Annotated in this window: 16 protein-coding genes; 9 read left to right on the forward strand and 7 right to left on the reverse strand. The window is 37.3% G+C overall.

What is annotated here, in order from left to right; genetic code table 11:
- Positions 1–160: 160 nt before the first annotated feature.
- The gene (locus BM143_RS12575; protein ID WP_090024790.1) at positions 161–1009 is read right to left on the reverse strand and encodes a hypothetical protein; all 849 of its coding nucleotides are present in this window, start codon (positions 1007–1009) and stop codon (positions 161–163) included.
- Positions 1010–1281: 272 nt separating this feature from the next.
- Between BM143_RS12575 and BM143_RS12580 the strand changes: the two genes are divergently transcribed.
- The 3 genes from BM143_RS12580 to BM143_RS12590 all read left to right on the forward strand — a co-directional run bounded on the left by BM143_RS12580 (position 1282) and on the right by BM143_RS12590 (position 4184).
- Positions 1282–2244, forward strand: a complete 963-nt coding sequence (locus BM143_RS12580; RefSeq protein WP_090024791.1) for a helix-turn-helix domain-containing protein — start codon at positions 1282–1284, stop codon at positions 2242–2244.
- A 116-nt stretch (positions 2245–2360) separates the two neighbouring features.
- Entirely contained in the window at positions 2361–3563 is a 1203-nt protein-coding gene (locus BM143_RS12585; RefSeq protein ID WP_090024792.1) for an MFS transporter, read from the forward strand.
- A gap of 204 nt (positions 3564–3767) precedes the next feature.
- A complete protein-coding gene (locus tag BM143_RS12590; protein WP_034727493.1) occupies positions 3768–4184 on the forward strand; it encodes a hypothetical protein in 417 nt (138 codons plus the stop codon).
- 261 nt (positions 4185–4445) lie between these two features.
- Here the strand turns inward: BM143_RS12590 and BM143_RS12595 are convergent, their stop codons facing one another.
- Positions 4446–4949 carry a thermonuclease family protein gene (locus BM143_RS12595; RefSeq protein WP_090024793.1) on the reverse strand — a complete coding sequence of 168 codons (504 nt, stop codon included), beginning with the start codon at positions 4947–4949 and terminating at the stop codon, positions 4446–4448.
- A gap of 215 nt (positions 4950–5164) precedes the next feature.
- On the reverse strand, positions 5165–6013 hold the full coding sequence (locus tag BM143_RS12600) for an AraC family transcriptional regulator (RefSeq protein WP_090024794.1): 849 nt from the start codon (positions 6011–6013) through the stop codon (positions 5165–5167).
- A gap of 113 nt (positions 6014–6126) precedes the next feature.
- On the opposite strand from BM143_RS12600, the gene budA reads away from it, so the two are divergent.
- The 4 genes from budA (at position 6127) to BM143_RS12620 (ending at position 9071) form a co-directional block, all read left to right on the forward strand.
- Entirely contained in the window at positions 6127–6897 is a 771-nt protein-coding gene (budA, locus tag BM143_RS12605) for an acetolactate decarboxylase (protein WP_090024795.1), read from the forward strand.
- A 26-nt stretch (positions 6898–6923) separates the two neighbouring features.
- Positions 6924–8327 (forward strand): L-dopachrome tautomerase-related protein, encoded by a 1404-nt coding sequence (locus BM143_RS12610; RefSeq protein ID WP_090024796.1) that lies wholly within the window; start codon positions 6924–6926, stop codon positions 8325–8327.
- Positions 8328–8367: 40 nt separating this feature from the next.
- Positions 8368–8676 carry a putative quinol monooxygenase gene (locus tag BM143_RS12615; protein ID WP_090024797.1) on the forward strand — a complete coding sequence of 103 codons (309 nt, stop codon included), beginning with the start codon at positions 8368–8370 and terminating at the stop codon, positions 8674–8676.
- A 149-nt stretch (positions 8677–8825) separates the two neighbouring features.
- The gene (locus BM143_RS12620; protein WP_090024798.1) at positions 8826–9071 is read left to right on the forward strand and encodes a hypothetical protein; all 246 of its coding nucleotides are present in this window, start codon (positions 8826–8828) and stop codon (positions 9069–9071) included.
- Positions 9072–9228: 157 nt separating this feature from the next.
- Here the strand turns inward: BM143_RS12620 and BM143_RS12625 are convergent, their stop codons facing one another.
- From BM143_RS12625 to BM143_RS12640, 4 genes are all read right to left on the reverse strand, one after another.
- On the reverse strand, positions 9229–10524 hold the full coding sequence (locus tag BM143_RS12625; protein ID WP_090024799.1) for a TolC family protein: 1296 nt from the start codon (positions 10522–10524) through the stop codon (positions 9229–9231).
- 158 nt (positions 10525–10682) lie between these two features.
- Positions 10683–13097 (reverse strand): ABC transporter permease, encoded by a 2415-nt coding sequence (locus BM143_RS12630; protein WP_090024800.1) that lies wholly within the window; start codon positions 13095–13097, stop codon positions 10683–10685.
- 131 nt (positions 13098–13228) lie between these two features.
- Positions 13229–13951 carry an ABC transporter ATP-binding protein gene (locus BM143_RS12635; RefSeq protein ID WP_090024801.1) on the reverse strand — a complete coding sequence of 241 codons (723 nt, stop codon included), beginning with the start codon at positions 13949–13951 and terminating at the stop codon, positions 13229–13231.
- Positions 13952–13982: 31 nt separating this feature from the next.
- On the reverse strand, positions 13983–15224 hold the full coding sequence (locus BM143_RS12640; RefSeq protein WP_090024802.1) for an efflux RND transporter periplasmic adaptor subunit: 1242 nt from the start codon (positions 15222–15224) through the stop codon (positions 13983–13985).
- Positions 15225–15430: 206 nt separating this feature from the next.
- Here BM143_RS12640 and BM143_RS12645 point away from each other — a divergent pair, with 206 nt between their 5' ends.
- Positions 15431–16774 carry a sigma-54-dependent transcriptional regulator gene (locus tag BM143_RS12645; RefSeq protein ID WP_090024803.1) on the forward strand — a complete coding sequence of 448 codons (1344 nt, stop codon included), beginning with the start codon at positions 15431–15433 and terminating at the stop codon, positions 16772–16774.
- A gap of 22 nt (positions 16775–16796) precedes the next feature.
- Positions 16797–18113: a sensor histidine kinase gene (locus tag BM143_RS12650; protein ID WP_090024804.1), complete on the forward strand. Its 1317-nt coding sequence runs from the start codon at positions 16797–16799 to the stop codon at positions 18111–18113.
- Positions 18114–18786: the final 673 nt, after the last annotated feature.

Below are 18786 nucleotides of genomic sequence, written 5' to 3' on the forward strand. Positions count from 1 at the left end.
GTTTAAAAAATTGGGACCGGAATCTCTCATGAGAAATCCGGTCCCGGTACAAAAACAAGTTACTGATGTGACTTCTCGGTCAGTTTCAGAGTATTTTTATATCTGTTTTTCTATCGTTAGTGTAAGTGTGTGTTTTTAGAATCGGACATGCAGATGATGATTAATAAAGTCTCTGAACTGATAAAAATAATTCTCTGGTATTGTCCGCTGTATTTGGATCTGTAGTTGTCGTATTACTCGATCCCGCCGTAGATTTATTATCCACACGGAACGCATAATATACTCTGTACCATCTTGGTTCCGGTTCCTGTAACGTAATATCAAAGGTCACCGTTTCATTGTGAGTTTGTGTAAGATAAACTCCGTCATCAAACTGCCTGAAAGTACCCGGCGAAAGTTTGATATTCCCGTTATCTGAATCTCCTGTATGGGTAGACATCTCAGAAACCCAGATTTTAATATCCGACGTACCTACATTATAAAGACGCGGATTAAATGTAGTCGCAGCACCTGCTCCGGATGAATTTCCGTCAAACTGCGCATCCAGCCTTAACACACCACCCAAAACCGGAAGATCAGAAAGATAGGTACTGGCCAGGATATTCGTCCCTGAAGTGGATGCCGGGATACTTCCATGATAATATACCAATTCCCCTATTACGATATCATCATTACTTCCTCCAAACGCAAATTTCCAGGTTTCACCATTGAACATATAATATCCGGGCTTATCTACCTTTGCTGTTTTTACAGAAGCCGTCGTTACAGCCTGAGTGACATAGACCAATGCACCGGTCTGATCTGCAAGATATACGTCGTCTTTAGCTTTAAGCTGATTTCCCGTCATTCTTGGGGCAATTACTCCATCTGCCACATTAGCTACATCGGGTTTTCCTGCTACATGAAGTGTGGCTTTAGGGGCTTCTGTATTGATACCAACCTGAGCTAAAACGGTACTGGAAATAAGAGTCAGAGCGAGGCTCCAAAGAGATAATTTAATTTTCTTCATTTTTGATTATATTTGTTTTTTATTGATAAGGCAGGACCATGTAAGATCATTATCTTGATAGATACAAATGAATTGTAACTGACTGTTTGGGCAATTGATCTGATGGCAAAGTTATCCGCAGGAATAAATCAATTTTATAAATAATCAATGAAAAACCGGAAACGGCTTAAAAAACACAAAAACTTAAAAAACAATAACTTAACCCAGTCATTTCCTGATATTGACTGCTCATGTAGATATTGAAACGAAATCTAATTACCGTCGAAACACAAATGGCAACCACTCATAACATCAAGACTGAAAGAATTGAACATTACAAAAGACAGCTGATCCATTACTATATGATTCTGATGGCCATCATTCTTTCTGTATTTGCTTTGATCTACACGTTTATCATTCCGGACAAAACCATGTCCCGGTATCTGTATGGCGGATTGTTTTTCATGGTCTACACTTATATTATTGTCCGTAAAAGTTACTCGGTGGAAGTATTGATTCACACCTATATGATTGCTGCTTCCTTTTACAATTTTTACATTATGCTGGCTTTCTGGAACAATTCTGTGGCGAGCTTTGTCTGGCTGATTCCTATTCTTCTGGGAGCCTATGTTTTTCTTACAAGAAAATATGTTTTATTCTATTTCATTTATGTGCTTTTCAATATCGTCTTAGGATATTTGATTTCTAATAATTTTGATTTCAATTTTCCAAAACACAGCCCCGAAGATGTGAAAATGACCGATACTGTACTGATGATCTCTAATGTAGCCGTCATAGCACTCCTCCTCTATTTTAAAGACAAGATCAGACGTGTGGAAATTTATAATGAAATTGAGGAAAGACTCCAGACAGATTTTAAAACAACAATGCCTCCTGTAGAAAAAGACAGCTATTCAGAAGAATTGTTTAAAAAAATCGAACACATAATGAAAGAGAAACATCTTTACAAGGATGTGAATTTCAACATTTCCAAATTATCCGCAGAAATGGATGTGAACAGCAGTTATATTTCCAAATCGATACGGCATAAAGGCTTTCCGAATTTCAATAATTATCTTAATCTGTACAGAATCAATTGTGTTAAAAAGCTTCTGGATGAAAACGATCTGGAACGTGTGACTTTAATGTATATCTATACCGAAGCCGGATTTTCTAACCAGTCTACCTTTAACCGGGTTTTTAAACAGATCGAAGGAAGCACCCCATCAGAATACATCAGCAGAATGCAGCGATAATCGGTTTTGCCAATAAACCTGATTGAATAAAGCGTTTTCAGAATTCAAAAAATATCATGAACTTTACGGGACATTAATTTCTATAAAAACCTCAGCGTTTTTAATCGTACAAAATCATGAATCTATCTGAAAAAGCAGAAAAAGGAAGCCAGCGTTTCCGGTATATCAAACTTTGTATTTTCTTTTCGGGACTTTCCGTATTTGCACAGCTTTATCTTTTTCAGCCGATGCTTCCCACCGTCTCAGACTATTTCAAAACAACGGCCGGCGACAGTTCTCTCCTGGTTTCTTCTTCCACGATAGGAATGGCCATTGGACTGTTATTTTTCGCTTTTAAAGCAGACAGTTATTCAAGAAAAAAAATGATGACTTTTTCACTGGTTTCATCTGCATTGCTTACTATTATCTCAGCGTGGATGCCAAGTCTCAGCCTTCTTATTGCGACAGGTGTTTTAAAAGGTTTTGTGGTTTCCGGAGTTTCAGCGGTGGCACTTGCCTATCTGACTGAAGAAGTTCATATTTCTGTCGTTGCCCTCGCCATCAGCATGTACCTCAGCGGAAATACCATCGGTGGTATGAGTGGAAGAATACTGGCAACCATTTTAGCCGGGGAATTCGGTTGGCGGAATGCTGTTCTGATCATAGGGATAGAAAGCCTGATTCTGGGACTGGTATTCTGGAAACTCTTTCCCGATTCTAAATTCTTTAATCCCCAGAAAACGGATTATTCTTTGAAAGTCAAACAAATGAGAAGGTTTCTTACCGATTCTTATATGCTGCGCTTATACTGCATCGCCGCTCTTTTGATGGGTACTTTTGTAAGTGTTTATAATTATCTGACCTTCAGATTAGAAGATCAGCCATTTTCGTTGAGCCATTTTGTGATCGCTTTTATATTTTTAATGTATATTTTCGGCGTATTTGGTACGATGATTACCAGCAGACTTTCGAAAAGATTCAGCCGCAATCTTATTCTTAAAGGATCCGTTCTGTTTATGTTTTCCGGTACTTTACTTCTGTTGTCGGAGAATATTTATGTCGTAATTTTTGGTCTCGGGTTGTTTACACTCGCTTTCTTCGCAGCTCATACTATGGCCAGTCAGATGACTGCACTTCATGCCAAACACGGAAAATCTTCAGCCACCTCTATTTACTGGCTGTTTTACTATTTCGGATCCAGTATTCTGGGAAGTGGTACCGGATATATCCTCCATGCCTATTCCTGGACTGTTTTTATAATGGTACTCTTATTTTCCGTTGGAATTTCGTTTGTACTTGCGGCAAGAAACAGAGATTTGGGAACAATTAAAGTTCTTTAACAAACATCAGATACCACACATCTACCACATTTTATTTTCTATTTTTCTTTGATTTTAAGAAAAAACAATATTATTTTAACATATAATTAATTATTTATAGAAAAAATTAACAAAACATTCAAAATCAAAGACAATTTACTCTAATGCAAGGCATAATATTTGCAAGTATTTAAGGACCACACACCTTTCTAAACTCACAATATTATGAACGCAGCAGATCTTAAAATTAAAAACTTAGTTGAATACAAAAACCAAACGTATACGATCACTGAAATCTTCCATGGCAGAAACCATGATTATTTTGTAAAAATTGAGAATGACATTCACAGTATTTCAGTTCCTGCAGATGCTATAACGCCCATTCAGATTACTGAAGAATGGCTTGAAAAATTTGGCTTCTTACGGACGTACAGTTCAGAGCAGCGAATTCGTTATGAAAGACCGGAAGCGTTTATTAAATATGACATTGATTTAAGTTCAAAAAAGATTCTGGAAGGTCTGAAAATATATGGAAATTCCATCAGATGCAGGTATATCCACGAGTTTCAGAATATTTTTTCGTGTCTATTCGGAAAAGAGCCTGCAACATCCAGTTTCGGACTGTTAAAGGCGGAGTCTTAGTTTTATCATGTTTATTATAAAGAAACCGCTACATTTTGTGTAGCGGTTTTGTTTTATACTTTTTTGAATTAAATTGAAAATAATTTTGATTCTACATTGACTGCGTTTTTTTAACGCAAAGTTTAATTGTACTACTTTATAATTTAAGGAATGCAAAGAAGAAATCAATTTCATTGATTTGATTAAGCGGATGTTCTATTACATAATCTCATGGGTTTCCTCAAAAGTACTTTTGAAGCCCAATATCCCATCAACAAATCATCAGATCACTCCTTGCTTCTGAAGACGCTTCTGTTTCGCCTTCTCTCTCTGTTCTTTACGGAAATCCCAAGGTGAAACGGCTGTTTTATCCTGCCACAAACCCAGCTTTTTTGTTTTTGCCTTATTTTGCATCGCTCCAAGATCTGCATCTTTGGAATAAGAATAATACCACCAGCCATATCCGGCCTTTATAATTTCTGCGGAAAGATATTTTCCGTTGTCATAGTAAACCTTTGCCACTGAACGACCATAACGATCTTTCTTCATTTCTGTAAACATGATTTTTTTGGCAAAAACCTGATCGGAGGTAAATTTTTTGGCATTTTTTCCGAAAGGCTGCCGGTTTTCGGGACAGTCTACTTCAGCCAGCCGAAGTTTCTTCTGTACATTTCCATCCAATAAAACTGTGATCGTGTCTCCATCTGAAATCCCAACTACCTTTGCCGTCGTCTGTGAGAAAAATGAAAGTGGAAAGCATAACAATGCATATAGAAAAATTCTCATGATGCGAAATTATGTATTTATTTCGGAAACCCTCTGATGCAGGTGTTTTTTTTATTTATTTCACTTTTAAAAATGTCAATGGTGAATTTTGCTTGGCAGGTGAATGGTGAATCTTTTGGTGGATATGAGCATTCCGAATCTCTAAAACCCTAAAACGCTCCGACTCTCAAACTCATACCGCGTACAAGTAACTTCCCTAACCACATTCTAAATCTCTAATATTCAGTGTTGGCAAACTCCAGTCTGAAAGCTTTCGGGCTTTTCCCACGCTGGGCTTTAAAGAATTTATTCAGATGGCTTTCATCCGTAAAGCCGAGTTCATCAGCAATTTCAGTGATTCGTCTGTCGCTGTGTTTCAGGCGATGTTCTATTAAAGTTGTTTTATAGTTATTGACGTACGACTGCAAGGTTTCGCCGCTGTGTTTTTTAAAATATTTTCCGAGATAGTTCTCTGAAAACCCAAACGCTTTACTGATGCTTTCCGTACGGATCATTTCCGGCTCATAAATATTACTTTGAATGTAGTTCAGGATATTAATGATGCGTGATTCGGAGGTTTCATCTATTTTTTGAGGCAGGTATTTAGCGATATTCCTGGCTACGACTACAATAAGGGTATTCACCAATTGAGCCGTAATATCACCATGGTAGACATCTCTGTTCACAGCCTCTCTGATGAGGGCTTCTACAATCGGACGGATGAGCGTTTTATCACTTTGATTTTTCAAAATACATCCCGGTTTATGGTTGGCATTCTCCATAATAAATTCCAGCCGTTGAATGTTTTCTTTTGAAATGCTGCTGTCTTTTAAATAGATATTACTGAACTGCAGAAAGAAAAACCTTGTTGTACTGTCGATCCAGAACTGACTGCAATCCTGAGGGGTCAGCAGAAACATATGGTTGTCGGAATAGGAAAAACTATGCTTGTTGATACAATGCCTACCCGTTCCCGACAATATAAAAACAAGCTCGAAAAAGTTCTTCCGACTTTCCTTCTCCGGAAAGGTATCTAAAGTTTCAAAATGAATACTGTAAGGCTGGTATAATACATCGCGGTTCATACAAATCGTATTTTATTGATATGAGCAAAAATATACAAAAACATAGAAACAATATACCATTAATCTGCTTAAAATCAGTATAATTTTGCTCCATAGAACATAAGTTGAGATCTATGACAAAAACATTATTAAGTACAACACTTTTATCTATGCTGTCCGTTTCACTGCATGCACAGCGGACTGAAGATAAAATCTACCACTACTCTTCCATGGATGCCATGAGAAATGGAGTATATACAGGAGACATTACTGTAAAAGAATTAAAACAAAAAGGCGATTTCGGACTGGGAACCTATAATTTTCTGGATGGCGAACTGATTGCGATGGATGGCAAAATATACCGCATTGCAACCAACGGATCTGTTGAAGAGGCAGATAAAAGAAGAAAGGTTCCGTTTGGTTCGTTTACTTTTTTCAAAAAAGATAAATCTGTAACACTTGAGGAAATTAAAACGGTTGATGATCTTCTGAAGAAACTACCTGAAATTTTGCCCTCGCGCAATCGCTTTTATGCTATAAAAATAGAAGCAATATTCAGCAGTTTAACATTGGGTGGAGCGATAAAGGTGGATGAAAAAGATGTCACAGGTATTGCCACTTTTATGAAAACAAGACCATTGTACAAGAAACAGAATATCAAGGGAACTCTTGTAGGTTTTTACAATCCCGGGTACGCAGGCGGCTTGGATTTATCACCGTTTCATTTTCATTTTATATCAGATGATAAAAAAGCCGGAGGACATATGATAGAAGGAAATTTTTCCGATACAAAAATCACCGTTCAGCTTGACGAGAAAAACGCTTACGAAGTGATATTACCGAACACTAATGATGTCGGCTACCAGCGAATCTGGACCTCTTCCCAAGCAAAAGCACAGTATTAAATTTTAAAATATAAATATTCAATCTCATGAAGACAAGAAAATCAGCTTTTATACATGTAGCAGCCCTACTCTCCTTCAGCCTGATCTCTGCCCAGCAAAAGGTACTGCAAACCGATTTCAATAAAGGACCCTGGGAGCAGGTAGGTCAAGGTTTACAGCGAAAATGGGTTTCGGGCGCGGAAAGCACTTTTGCATTCTGGAAAATGGATAAAGGTTCTCATGTTCCGCCACACCAGCATCCGAATGAACAGGTAACATATATTACAAAAGGTAGCGTTAAGGTTCTGATGAATAATAAGGAGCACATCGTAAAAGCCGGTGGTGTCCTGATCATTCCTGCCAATATCACCCACGAATTTTTCTGTCTGGAAGACGGTACCGAGGATCTGGACTTTTTCACACCAGTCCGTAAAGACTGGACAGAAGGAACTGCATCGTATCTTAAGCAACAGGGAAACCCGCTTGAAGTCGTAGCACAGTTTGATGAAATGAGACCTGGAAATGTAGCAGTAAGCCGTAATGGACGGGTCTTTGCCACTATTCATCCTTTAGCATCTCCAAAACTGCAGCTGGTAGAAATCATCCATGGAAAACCTGTTGCATTCCCTTCGAAAGAATTACAGAAAAACGGCGGACCGGCAGACTATGACAAGTTTGACACGCCGCTGGGCGTTACCGTAGATAAAGAAAACCGTCTCTGGATGATCGATATGGGTCTGGAACTGGGGAAAACCCGTCTGTGGTGTTTTGATTTAAAGAAAAATAAAGTAGTAGAAAAAATTGAATTGCCGGCTGATATTGCTCCCAAAGGAAGCTTTGTCCAGGATGTTGCGATCGACGAAAAAAACGGCTGGGCTTATCTTGCTGATATTGCTAATCCCGGTATTATTGCTTTAAACCTGAAAACAAAAAAAGCCAGAAGATTCAGCGGACATGAGGCTTTACAGTCTGAAGATGTCGATATGATTATCGATGGACAAGTGATTGATTTTGGCGGAAAACCTTCCCGGGTAGGTGTTAATCCTATTACTCTTTCAAACGACAGGGAAACCATTTTCTTTGGATCCATGAATGGTACTGCATGGTATCAGGTTCCGGCCAGACTTTTCCGGGACAATGCTGATGATAAATTGATTGGTAATGCTATTCAGAAATTCGGAGATAAACCTGTCAGTGATGGTGCAGCGACGGATCAGTACGGCAATCATTATATCACCAACCTTGGCGGACACAGCATCAGTAAGCTTGATGTCAACGGAAAGCTAAATGAAGTGGTTAAAGACGGAAGGTTACAATGGCCCGATAACGTAGCAGTTTCTGAAGACGGATATCTATATATTTCGGTAAATCAGTTGGATAGAACCACTGCGTTTTCAGGTGATCAGGATAAAGGGAAGCCGCCTTATTTTATTTACAGGGTAAAACTTTGAACAAATTTCGAAAAGTAATTAATAATAAAATTTAAACATTATGACTGACGAACAATTTTTATCAACAGCCGTTTTAAAAGCTAAAGAAGGAAAAAGAACAGCCTTAAAAGAGGCTCTGTTACAACTGATAAATCCCACACGCAGCGAACCAGGATGCCTTTACTATATTCTTTTTGAGGATAAAAACAATGCCGGTACCTTTTATATGCGTGAGGCCTTTAAGGACACTGCCGCATTTGAATTTCATACCCAAACCGCTCATTTTAAAAATTTTGCGTCGCAGATGGATGAGCTGATGAGCGAACCTATCCAATTGGTGGAGCTGGTAAAGGTTTCGGATATGGAATAAAACCATAACAGGATAGGAATTTTCCAACTTTGTAAAAAAACCGTAAACATTAGGTACACTCACAATCTGAAAAAAAATTAAACCTACAATACATTTCTTCAGATTCCATTTACATTATTGATTATATTTGAGTTACCAAAATATTTATCATGAAAAATACAAAATTAAAACTGAATGCTATGAGTCTCGAAGCTTTAAACAGATCCAAACTAAAGAGTGTAAACGGAGGCGTGGCCGCAGGTCCCTGCGGCAGCTGGGAAAATGCTGAGTTCTCAACATGTTTCAACTGCTGTCTCGGATTTTACCAAGGCCAAACCGATTTACCACTCGGTCCTGGTCCGTATGATGTTTGTAATGCAACCTGCGGTGGAACTCCTGTAGTGATTCATCCTTAACAGCAATACACCAGAGATTTTTCCTACAACATTGTGTAAAATTTAATAATCAAACACATTCAATAAAGGCTGTCTCAAAAGTGAGACAGCCCTTATTGAATTTCATATGATGATACAATATCTCTGAATGTTTAAAATAGCTATTTACAACAGTCGGTTATAATCCGGTCTTCAGTACTTTTAACAATTCCGTTTGCTGGATGACATCGTTTTTACTGTTGATCAGATTATAATTGGCCTGAAGCCAGTTGTTTCGCACGACGAAGAAGGTATAGGCATCCATAAGTCCTTCTTTGTATTTTTCTTCTGATTTCTGAAAAGACAGTTTCTGATTTTCAAAATTAGCTTCTAAAAGGGTGTATTTTTCCTGAGCATTGATATACTGGGCCTTTATGGAATTGATGCTTTGAGTAAGATTGTTCACAATCAATTCTTTATCATAAGTAGAATTGATCACATTTAACTTAGCGACTTCCACGTTGTTTTTGACCTGAAACTTATTAAAAATCGGAATATTAAGTCCAAAAAACACCGATTGGTTTTTGTTTTGGCTAAACTGATCGGAAAAACTGGCAGTAGAAGCATTATTATTTAAAGATTTGTTATAAAAAGTAGACCAGCTGTAGCTTCCGTTAAGGGTTGGTAAATAAGCTGAACCTGCAAGATCTACCGTTTTTTCCTGGGCTTTGATTTCTGCAAGAACAGTCTGGTATGCCGGATTATTTTCCAGTAACCTTTCTGTAAAATCAGACTGATTGAAATCATCTTCCGCTAAAGCCTCCTCATGAGTAGTCACAAAATCAATAGAATCCTGAGGGATGGCTAAAGCGTTAAGAAGATTTATTTTGGCCAGATCACGTTGATTTTTTGCACTTACCCATTGTTCCTGCAACGTTCCTAAATTGGCTTTTATGTCATAAATGTCACTTTTTGAGCGGCTTCCTATTTCCACTTCTTTTTCAGTTCGCTTAATCTGCTCTTCAATCCCTGAAATCTGCGTTTCCAGAACATCCAGCCAGCTTTTACTGTTTTGGTAGATAAAAAAGGTTTGAATGACATTCAGTTTCACTTCGTTCTGAGCTCTTTTAAGCTTGTAGGAGCTGGTTTCTTTGTTGAGTTTTGAAAGGGAAATATTCACATAATTTCGCCAGTTGAAAAGCTCAATATTGGCCTGAGCCTTAAGCTGGTCGTATTGTGTATTCAGTACTTCTCTCTGATTACTGGACTGATTAATTGATGATCCGAAACTATAGCTATGATCAACACCAGCCTCTATAGAAGGCAATAACATTCCTTTTGAAGCTGCAATCTGATGATCATTTTTCTTTATGTTTACCGTTGCCTGTTTGACCAGCGGATGATTGGCCGCAGCATAGTCCAGACACTGCTGAAGATTCCATGATTGCTGTGCAGGAAATAGCCCCACAAAAAATATGAAGATTAGATTTTTCATGTACAAGATGAATTTAAATTGAGTTCGAATTAGGCTGGAGGCTCTTACAGGTTGTAAATTTCTCGCTTATAGCTTATGACTTTCTGATATCGTTAAAAACAAAATCTCCTATTCCGAACTCAGGTTATTGTAAAGGAAATAAAGACTTAAAATGAGTATCATTCATATTTAAGATACTTCACAAGGCTTACTTTGGTTGCTTTGTAGGCTTTGATACTCACGACAGCGAATGTTAAAATAAGCAGCGTAAGAAGACTTATAATGAATGGCCAAACCGGCATATCTATTCTGTAAGCAAAGTCTTTCAGCCATTCGTTCATCAGATAATAACTGATCGGAATGCTTATAAGAACTGCTGTCAATGTAATCCAAAGGAATTGTTTGGTCAGTCCCATGATTAAAATTCCGTCTGAAGCTCCCAAAGTCTTTTTAATGGCTACATCTTTCAGTTTCTGTTCAATCATTAATGAAGACAAAGCAAATAATCCTAACAAGGCTACCATTAAAACCATTGCATTCAGAATCGTGAAAAGAGTTTGCTGTTTTTGGTATCTTTCAAAGGTTTTGGCAAATTTCTGATCGATAAAAAAGTAGTCAAAAGGATACCCCGGTTCTACCGAGCCCGACCAATATTTTTTAATCCTGTTTACGGTACCTTCAATATCATCCGGTTTTATTTTCAGCTGAATATTATAAACATATTCTTTTTTCCAGTCGGTTTCCCTGTAATGAAAAAATACAGTAGGTTCTATTTCAGATCTTAAACTTCTGACATTGAAATCTTTTACGATTCCTACAATATGATATTTTATGCTGTCAAATCCCGGACGGATCTCATTCTTTAAAGCTTCATCATCATTCCAGCCGAATTTCTTAACAAAAGCCTCGTTGACCAAAGCAGTATTGATGGTATCAGAGGCGAGATTCGGATCCAGCCAGCGTCCTTTTTTCAGTTTCACATTCATAAACTGGAGGTAATTGTAATCCATAGATCCGTGCTGAGCCTGGATACTTTGATTCATAAAATCAACATTTGAACTGCTGGATCTGTTGGTTCCGGGAATAATTTCTCCATAAGTAACTTCATCCACTCCCGGTATCTTGCTCATTTCGGTTCTTAATCTTTCGTATTTCAGCCATGGCTTTGGATTAAATTCCCTGAAGTTGACGATCAGTATCTGTTTTCCGCTATAGCCAAGATCTTTGTTCATCATATGCTTCACCTGCTGATTCACGATCAATCCGCCAATAATGAAGAATGATGAAATAATAAGCTGTAGAGTCAGAATTCCGTTTCTCAGCCAAATTCCGTGTTTGCTTCTTGCAAAGTTTCCTTTCAGAGTTTCTATGGCTTTGAAATTGGACAGATACATGGCCGGAATCAACCCGGAGATCAATGTGACCATAATCACCATGACAAAGGAATAAAAGTAGACATGCCAGTCGTTCATCTTCATTTCCTTATCAAAAAACTTGTTGAAGCTTGGTAAAAGAAGCTCTGTTAAAGCCAGTGAAAGCAGATAAGAAGCGATACAAAGAACAAAAGTTTCCAGTAAAAACTGAACAATAAGATTGGTTTTTGTACTGCCAATGGCTTTTCTTACTCCGATTTCTTTGGCCCGTTGAGAAGCCTGTGCCGTTTTCAGATTGATGAAATTAATAGCTGACAAAACAACAATTAAAACAGAAAGCGTAAACAGTATCATTAAGGTTTTGAAATCAGGTACGCCGAACCATGATGCTTTTGCGTGTAGTTTTACTTGATCAAGAGGGGTGAGCAGACTATCCGTAGGACCATACAGATCCAGATACTGCTGAGGAGTCATTCCTTCGGAATCCTTATCCAGTTTTGCCCTGTATTCAAAAATATCAGTTATAAATTTTTGTCGTAAAGTAGAAGGATCTGTCCCTTTTTTAAGCATAAAAAAACACCCAAAATTGAAATTTCCCCAGTTATTTTCATCATTTTTAATCTGTTGTACGGGATTGAGAACAAATTCCGGTTTGATCTGGCTATTTTCTTTTGGTAGTTCATAAACAGCCGTTACCACATAATTTTTATTGTCAAATTTGACACTTTCTCCGGCAACATTAGTCGTTCCGAAAAGATTTTTGGCAGCAGTTGTTGAGAGTGCTATAACGCCATCTCCTTTCAATGCATTTTTATAGCTTCCGGAAACCAGTTTAAAAGGGAAAAAATTAAAAAAATGCTCACTGGCAGTCAGCCCATCCTGCTGATAGGCTGTTTTATTTTTTGTGGTCATTTTAAACCCTATTCCTGCGCTATTGAACAAAACATAGTCTTCTACTCCCGGAATTACATCCTTCGCACGTCTTGCCATAGGAACCGAAAGATTATTCCCGTAAGAATTCTCTTTCTTATGATACGTTTGGAAATAGTAGATCTCGTTCTTTTTAGGATTCCATTTTTCGAATGACTCTTCATCATTCCAATGCAGCAGAATCAGCATAAATCCGGTAAGACCAACCGTAAGTCCAAATAAATTGATTGCGGTAGACAGCCAGTTCTTTTTATAATTGATGAAAGCAATTTTAAGCCAGTTATTAAGCATGATCGTATAATTTTGTAAGTAATGAAGGTATATTCCCAGGAGGATTCAGGTTGAAAATACACCTGATATCCAGGAAACTGAGTTCCACGGTTATTAGTTTTTTACAATATAATGAGTTAAAAATGTTCCAGTTACTGGAGCTCCTGTGCATCTGCCTTTTCGAAAACATCTCTTCTTTGGGAAGCATGTTCTTCATTAAATATTTCACCATCCTTCATATTCACAATTCTGGAGGCAAACCCTGCATCATAAGAAGAGTGCGTTACCATGACAATGGTGGAACCTTCTCTGTGAAGTTCTGCCAGGAGATTCATCACTTCATTTCCGTTGGAACTGTCAAGATTTCCGGTAGGCTCATCGGCAAGAATCAATTGAGGTTTTGTCACCAAAGCTCTTGCAACAGCCGCTCTTTGCTGCTGACCTCCCGAAAGCTGCTGGGGATAATGCTTGGCACGGTGTCCGATATTGATTTGCTCCATAATTTCCTCTACCCTTCTTTTTCTCTCAGAAGAGGAAACTCCGTTATAAATCAAGGGTAATTCTATATTTTCATACACACTAAGCTCATCTATCAGATTGAAATTCTGGAAAATAAAGCCTATATTTTTCTTTCGGATAGCCGATTTCTTTTTCTCTCCTGCTTTTACCGTTTCCACTTCTCCAAATTTGTAAGATCCCGTGGAAGCATCATCCAGCAGGCCAAGAATATTAAGAAATGTAGATTTCCCACAGCCTGAGGGGCCCATTATAGCTACAAACTCCCCTTCTTTGATATGAAGACTGATGTTATTCAAAGCATTGGTCTGTACGTCTTCAGTTTTATAGATTTTAGAAAGATTCTGAACGTTGATCATTTTAATTTTTATTTAAAGGTGAAGGTTATTATTATTTTTTAATCTCAAGGATTTCGTATTTTTTAATATCTGAATAGTCAGATGTAATCACTGTTTCTCCGCTTTTCAGTCCTGAAACTACTTCGTAAAATAAAGGATTTTCGCGACCTAAAACAACGTTTCTTTTTTCCGCTTTATTTCCTTTGACCACGAAGATCCATTTTCCGTTGGTATCTTTATAAAAGTTACCTTTTGGAACCATTACACTCTGGGTATCAGCAGACAGTTTGAGTTTTACGCCAAAGGTCATACCTATTTTCAGGTTTTGCGGTTTTACATCTGTAAAGTTAAGTTCTACAGAAAACTGTCCGTCTTTTACTTCCGGTAAAATTTTAGTGATGATCACTTCATATGATTTACCATCGTTATCGAGACTTCCTTTGATTCCGTTCTGAAGTTTATTGATGTAGTATTCATCTACTTTAGCTACCAATTTATAGCCATCCATCAAATCAATTTTACCAATACTCTGTCCTGTTGTCAGGTTTTCGCCTATTGAAACATTAAATGATGACAGCCTTCCTGAAACCGGAGCCATGATCAGGAAATTGTTTTTGTTGGAATGCAGGATCTGACGGCTTTTCTCCATTTGACTGATAGAAGAATTAATGGCAGACATTTGTGAGCTTCTTGATTTTTTTTCGTTAAAAGCTCCCTTTTCTACGATTGATTTTCTTTGCTTCTGGTAATTCAGATTCTGCAGACTGATGTCATAATCCGTCTTTTTCCCGATCTCAGCATCATAAAGACGTTTTTGCAGATTAAACGACTGTAAAGCCGTATTATAATCATTCTGGGACTGCAACAGTTCTTTATCCTGAACGAATTCCTGATTTTTAAGTTCAAGAAGTGTACTTCTCATCTGGCTGATCTGCTGCATGATTCCCGTTTCCTGATTCAGATAATTAAATTCTGTATTCGGATTGTAGACTCTTGCAATGGGTTGTCCTTTTGTAAGGATCTGTCCGTCTTCCGCAAATTTTTCCTTTATGGCGCCTCCTTCCAGAACATTCACCAGGGATGAGTTTAAAGATTGTGTCTGTGCGGTGAGCATCAGCATGTCTTCAAATTTTCCACGGGTGACTTCTTCTATCTGAATTTCTTCCGCTGAAATATTATACGTCTTTTTCTGTTTCATGAAATACAGACTGAACAGTGATCCTGCCACTATAATCATCAATCCGATTAAAACAATTTTCAATGTAGATTTCTTTTTTACTATTTTCGTATCCATAATTAAGATAACTCGTTTGCTTACAATTAATTACACAATCCAGATGCCAGTAAATTATAAATCTGTAAGTGATTGACAATCTGAAATAAAGCTTTAAACCCATTGGTTAAAACTGTTCATTATCGGACACTTTTTGTGCGAAAATGAACACTTAAGCTTTACATTTGTGTAACGAGTTCTCTGTTTTAATTAATTTTTTAAATAATATGCGTAAAAAAGAAGCCCATATATTGATTGTAGATGATGATGAAGATATTTTATTTTCTGCAAGAGTCTGGCTCAAGAAATTTTTCTCGGAAGTAAGCTGTCTCAGCCAGCCCACAAAAGTTCTGAAATTTATCATTGAACATCAGATCGATGCGGTGGTTTTAGATATGAATTTCCGGAAAGGATTTGAAAGTGGTCAGGATGGCCTGTATTGGATGAATGAGATCAAAACCCTTGAACCCCAACTCCCTGTCATTCTGATGACGGCTTACGGCGAAGTGGAATTAGCGATCGAAGGTTTAAAAAAAGGAGCTTCCGATTTTATCCTTAAACCATGGAATAACGAAAAACTGTATGCCTCCGTGAATCTTGCGGTAGATCTTTCACGAAAAAATAAAAAGCTGAGCCAGTGGGAAAATATCAATCAAAAAAGCAATCAGTACCAGCTGGACAGTCATTCGCCGAAAATGCAGGAAATTCTTGAACAGGTCCAAAAAGTTTCTCCAACTGATGCCAACATCCTTCTTTTGGGGGAAAACGGAACGGGAAAATATGTTTTGGCGGAATCCATTCATGAACAGTCGGACAGAAAAAATGAGCCTTTTGTACATATCGATTTGGGAAGTATTTCTGAGAATCTTTTTGAAGCGGAATTATTCGGATATAAAAAAGGGGCTTTTACAGACGCTCACCAGGATTATGCAGGAAAAATAGAAAACACCCAGAACGGAACTGTTTTTCTTGATGAAATCGGTAATCTTCCTCTTCAGCTCCAGACCAAACTGCTAAGTTTAATCCAGAACAGAAAACTTTCCAGAATTGGTGAAACGAAGGAAAGAATGCTGGATGTGCGTTTTATTTTTGCAACCAACGAGAACTTGAAAAAAGCAGTCGCGGAGAACCGTTTTCGACAGGATTTATACTACAGAATCAATACGGTGGAAATTAATATTCCCGCTTTGAGAGAAAGGCAGGAGGACATTCATCTTTTAGCTACCTATTTCTTAGACCGATATAAGCAGAAATACCATAAGCCGAATTTAGAATTATCTGAAAACTTATTATCCCAGCTAAAAAACTATCCATGGCCCGGAAATATCCGTGAACTGGACCATTGTATAGAACGAAGTGTGATTTTATCCAACGACAAAAGTCTTCAGCTGCTGATGCCTCAACTGGAAGAACAGGAAAGTACAATCACTAACCTGAATATTGAAGACATGGAAGAAATACTCATCAAAAAAGCGCTGAAAAAACATCAGGGCAACATATCTTTGGCAGCAGAAGACCTGGGACTCTCAAGAGCAGCTTTGTACAGAAGAATGGAAAAGTTCGGATTATAATTGAATCTATAGATACATTTCAATGCGTAAAAATAATTACATCTGGCTGATTTACATTTCATTGGCCATCGTTTGCGGAATATTGGGCTATCATTTCTTCCAGTTGGAAAAATGGATCAATGTGCTTCTTTTTTCTGCACTGATGCTGATTCTAATCATTTTAGCCAATTCCTCATTTTTATCTCAAATTGCAAAAACGGAGAAAATTATTCAATCCATCATCAAAAAAGATTTTTCATTATTTCCAAAGGAAGAAGCTTCTGAGTTAATAAGCAGCAGTGTACAGTTATACTACCAAAGTAAAAATGAACACCTCTCCCTATCTTCCTACAAACTGCTGTATGAAAGCATTTTAGACCAAATAGACACCGGTCTGATGATTTTATCTGAAACTGATAAGGAATGGAAAGTATTTTATGTAAACCCTACTTTCCTGAATATACTTGAAATTCCAAAATACAATTCATGGAAGCTGTATGCCGCTAAAATACCTGAATTTTATAAAATTATTGAAGAGACCAATTATGAGAGCTGGCAGGAATTCCTTGATATTTCTATCCGCCAGAATGCGAAACAGTCTTTTTCCATGAGAACGAAGCAGGTGAAAAATGTTCAACACAGCTTTTTCATCATCACTTTGGAATCTGTTCAGAAAATCATTGAACAGAAAGAAAAACTGGCCTGGAACAACCTTATGAAAGTAATTTCCCATGAACTTTTAAATACATTAACTCCGGTCAACAGTCTTATCCAAAATCTGGAATACATCAGTAATCAAGAGACTGTAAACAAGGAAGATCAGGAAGAAATGAGAGAAAGTCTGATGATTATTACTTCGAAATCAAAACAGCTGCTCAATTTTGTTGACAATTACCGTCAGGTGGCCGAACTTCCCAAACCTATTCTTAAAAATGTATCGCTGAAAACAATTACAGAATCTGCCGTCGATTTCTTAAAACACGAATTTGAAAAAAATAATATCCAGGTGGTTTTAGATCTGGAAGAACATTTTGTTTCCGCAGATGTAAAAATGATTGAACGAAGCATTATTAACCTTTATCTTAACGCTATATTTGCGGTCTCAGAAAAAGAAGAAAAAATCATTACAACATCCATAAGATCTCAAAACAACAGGGTTATTTTAACGTTAACAGACAATGGTTCTGGCATTACCGATGAGATTAAAAACAAAATATTCCTTCCGTTTTTCACGACAAGAAACGGCGGCTCCGGAATTGGTTTAACGCTTTCCAAAAGCATTATGGAAGCCCATCGGGGCTATCTTATTTATCATGCACAGGAAGAAGGCAGTTCTTTTGAAATGTGGTTTCTGCAATAGAAAATTCCAGATTTTTAAGATCACGAAAATGTTTTAAAATTTCGCGCAGATTAATCCTGCTTCATCCGTTTCATCTGCGAGAGAAAAAATTTAAACCATTAAGATTCTGTTAAGCTTTTAAGAATATAAAGTTTGAGCTTCGCTTTAAGACATACAGCTTAAAAAATCATTTGATTTTGTCTTAACTAATCTTCCTTCATTGATCTTAATGGTTTAAAAAAGTATGAATTAAAATCTGTTCCATCAGCAAAATCTGCGTGAGCAAAAAGAAATTATTTTCAGGTTGTAATAAAATGTTTTATAATTAACCACTGATTACACTGATGTTCACAGATGTCTACTTTTTATGGAGATGCCTGATCGGCTGAAATGACGGCATAAAAAAAGAAGCTGATCCCATGGACAGCTCCTCTTTTTCTGTGTTAAACGACCTTCACATACCAAAACTTCTCTATAGTAATTTGTGTTTTTTTAATAGTGGCTTTCGAGAAATTCAGCCAAAGGTCATGCATACACTTATATTAATTCATCACTTAGCTTTTAAGCAATTATAGTTTTATAACTTTACACCTACAATTACTCTTGTTTATCCGTATAAAATTAAAACTGTGTTTGTGATTTTAATTTTATACGTTTTTTCATTTGTTGTTTTTGTTGATACAAAGTAACGACA

Origin of the sequence: Chryseobacterium oleae (assembly GCF_900115055.1) — a bacterium.
Lineage (GTDB): Bacteria > Bacteroidota > Bacteroidia > Flavobacteriales > Weeksellaceae > Chryseobacterium > Chryseobacterium oleae.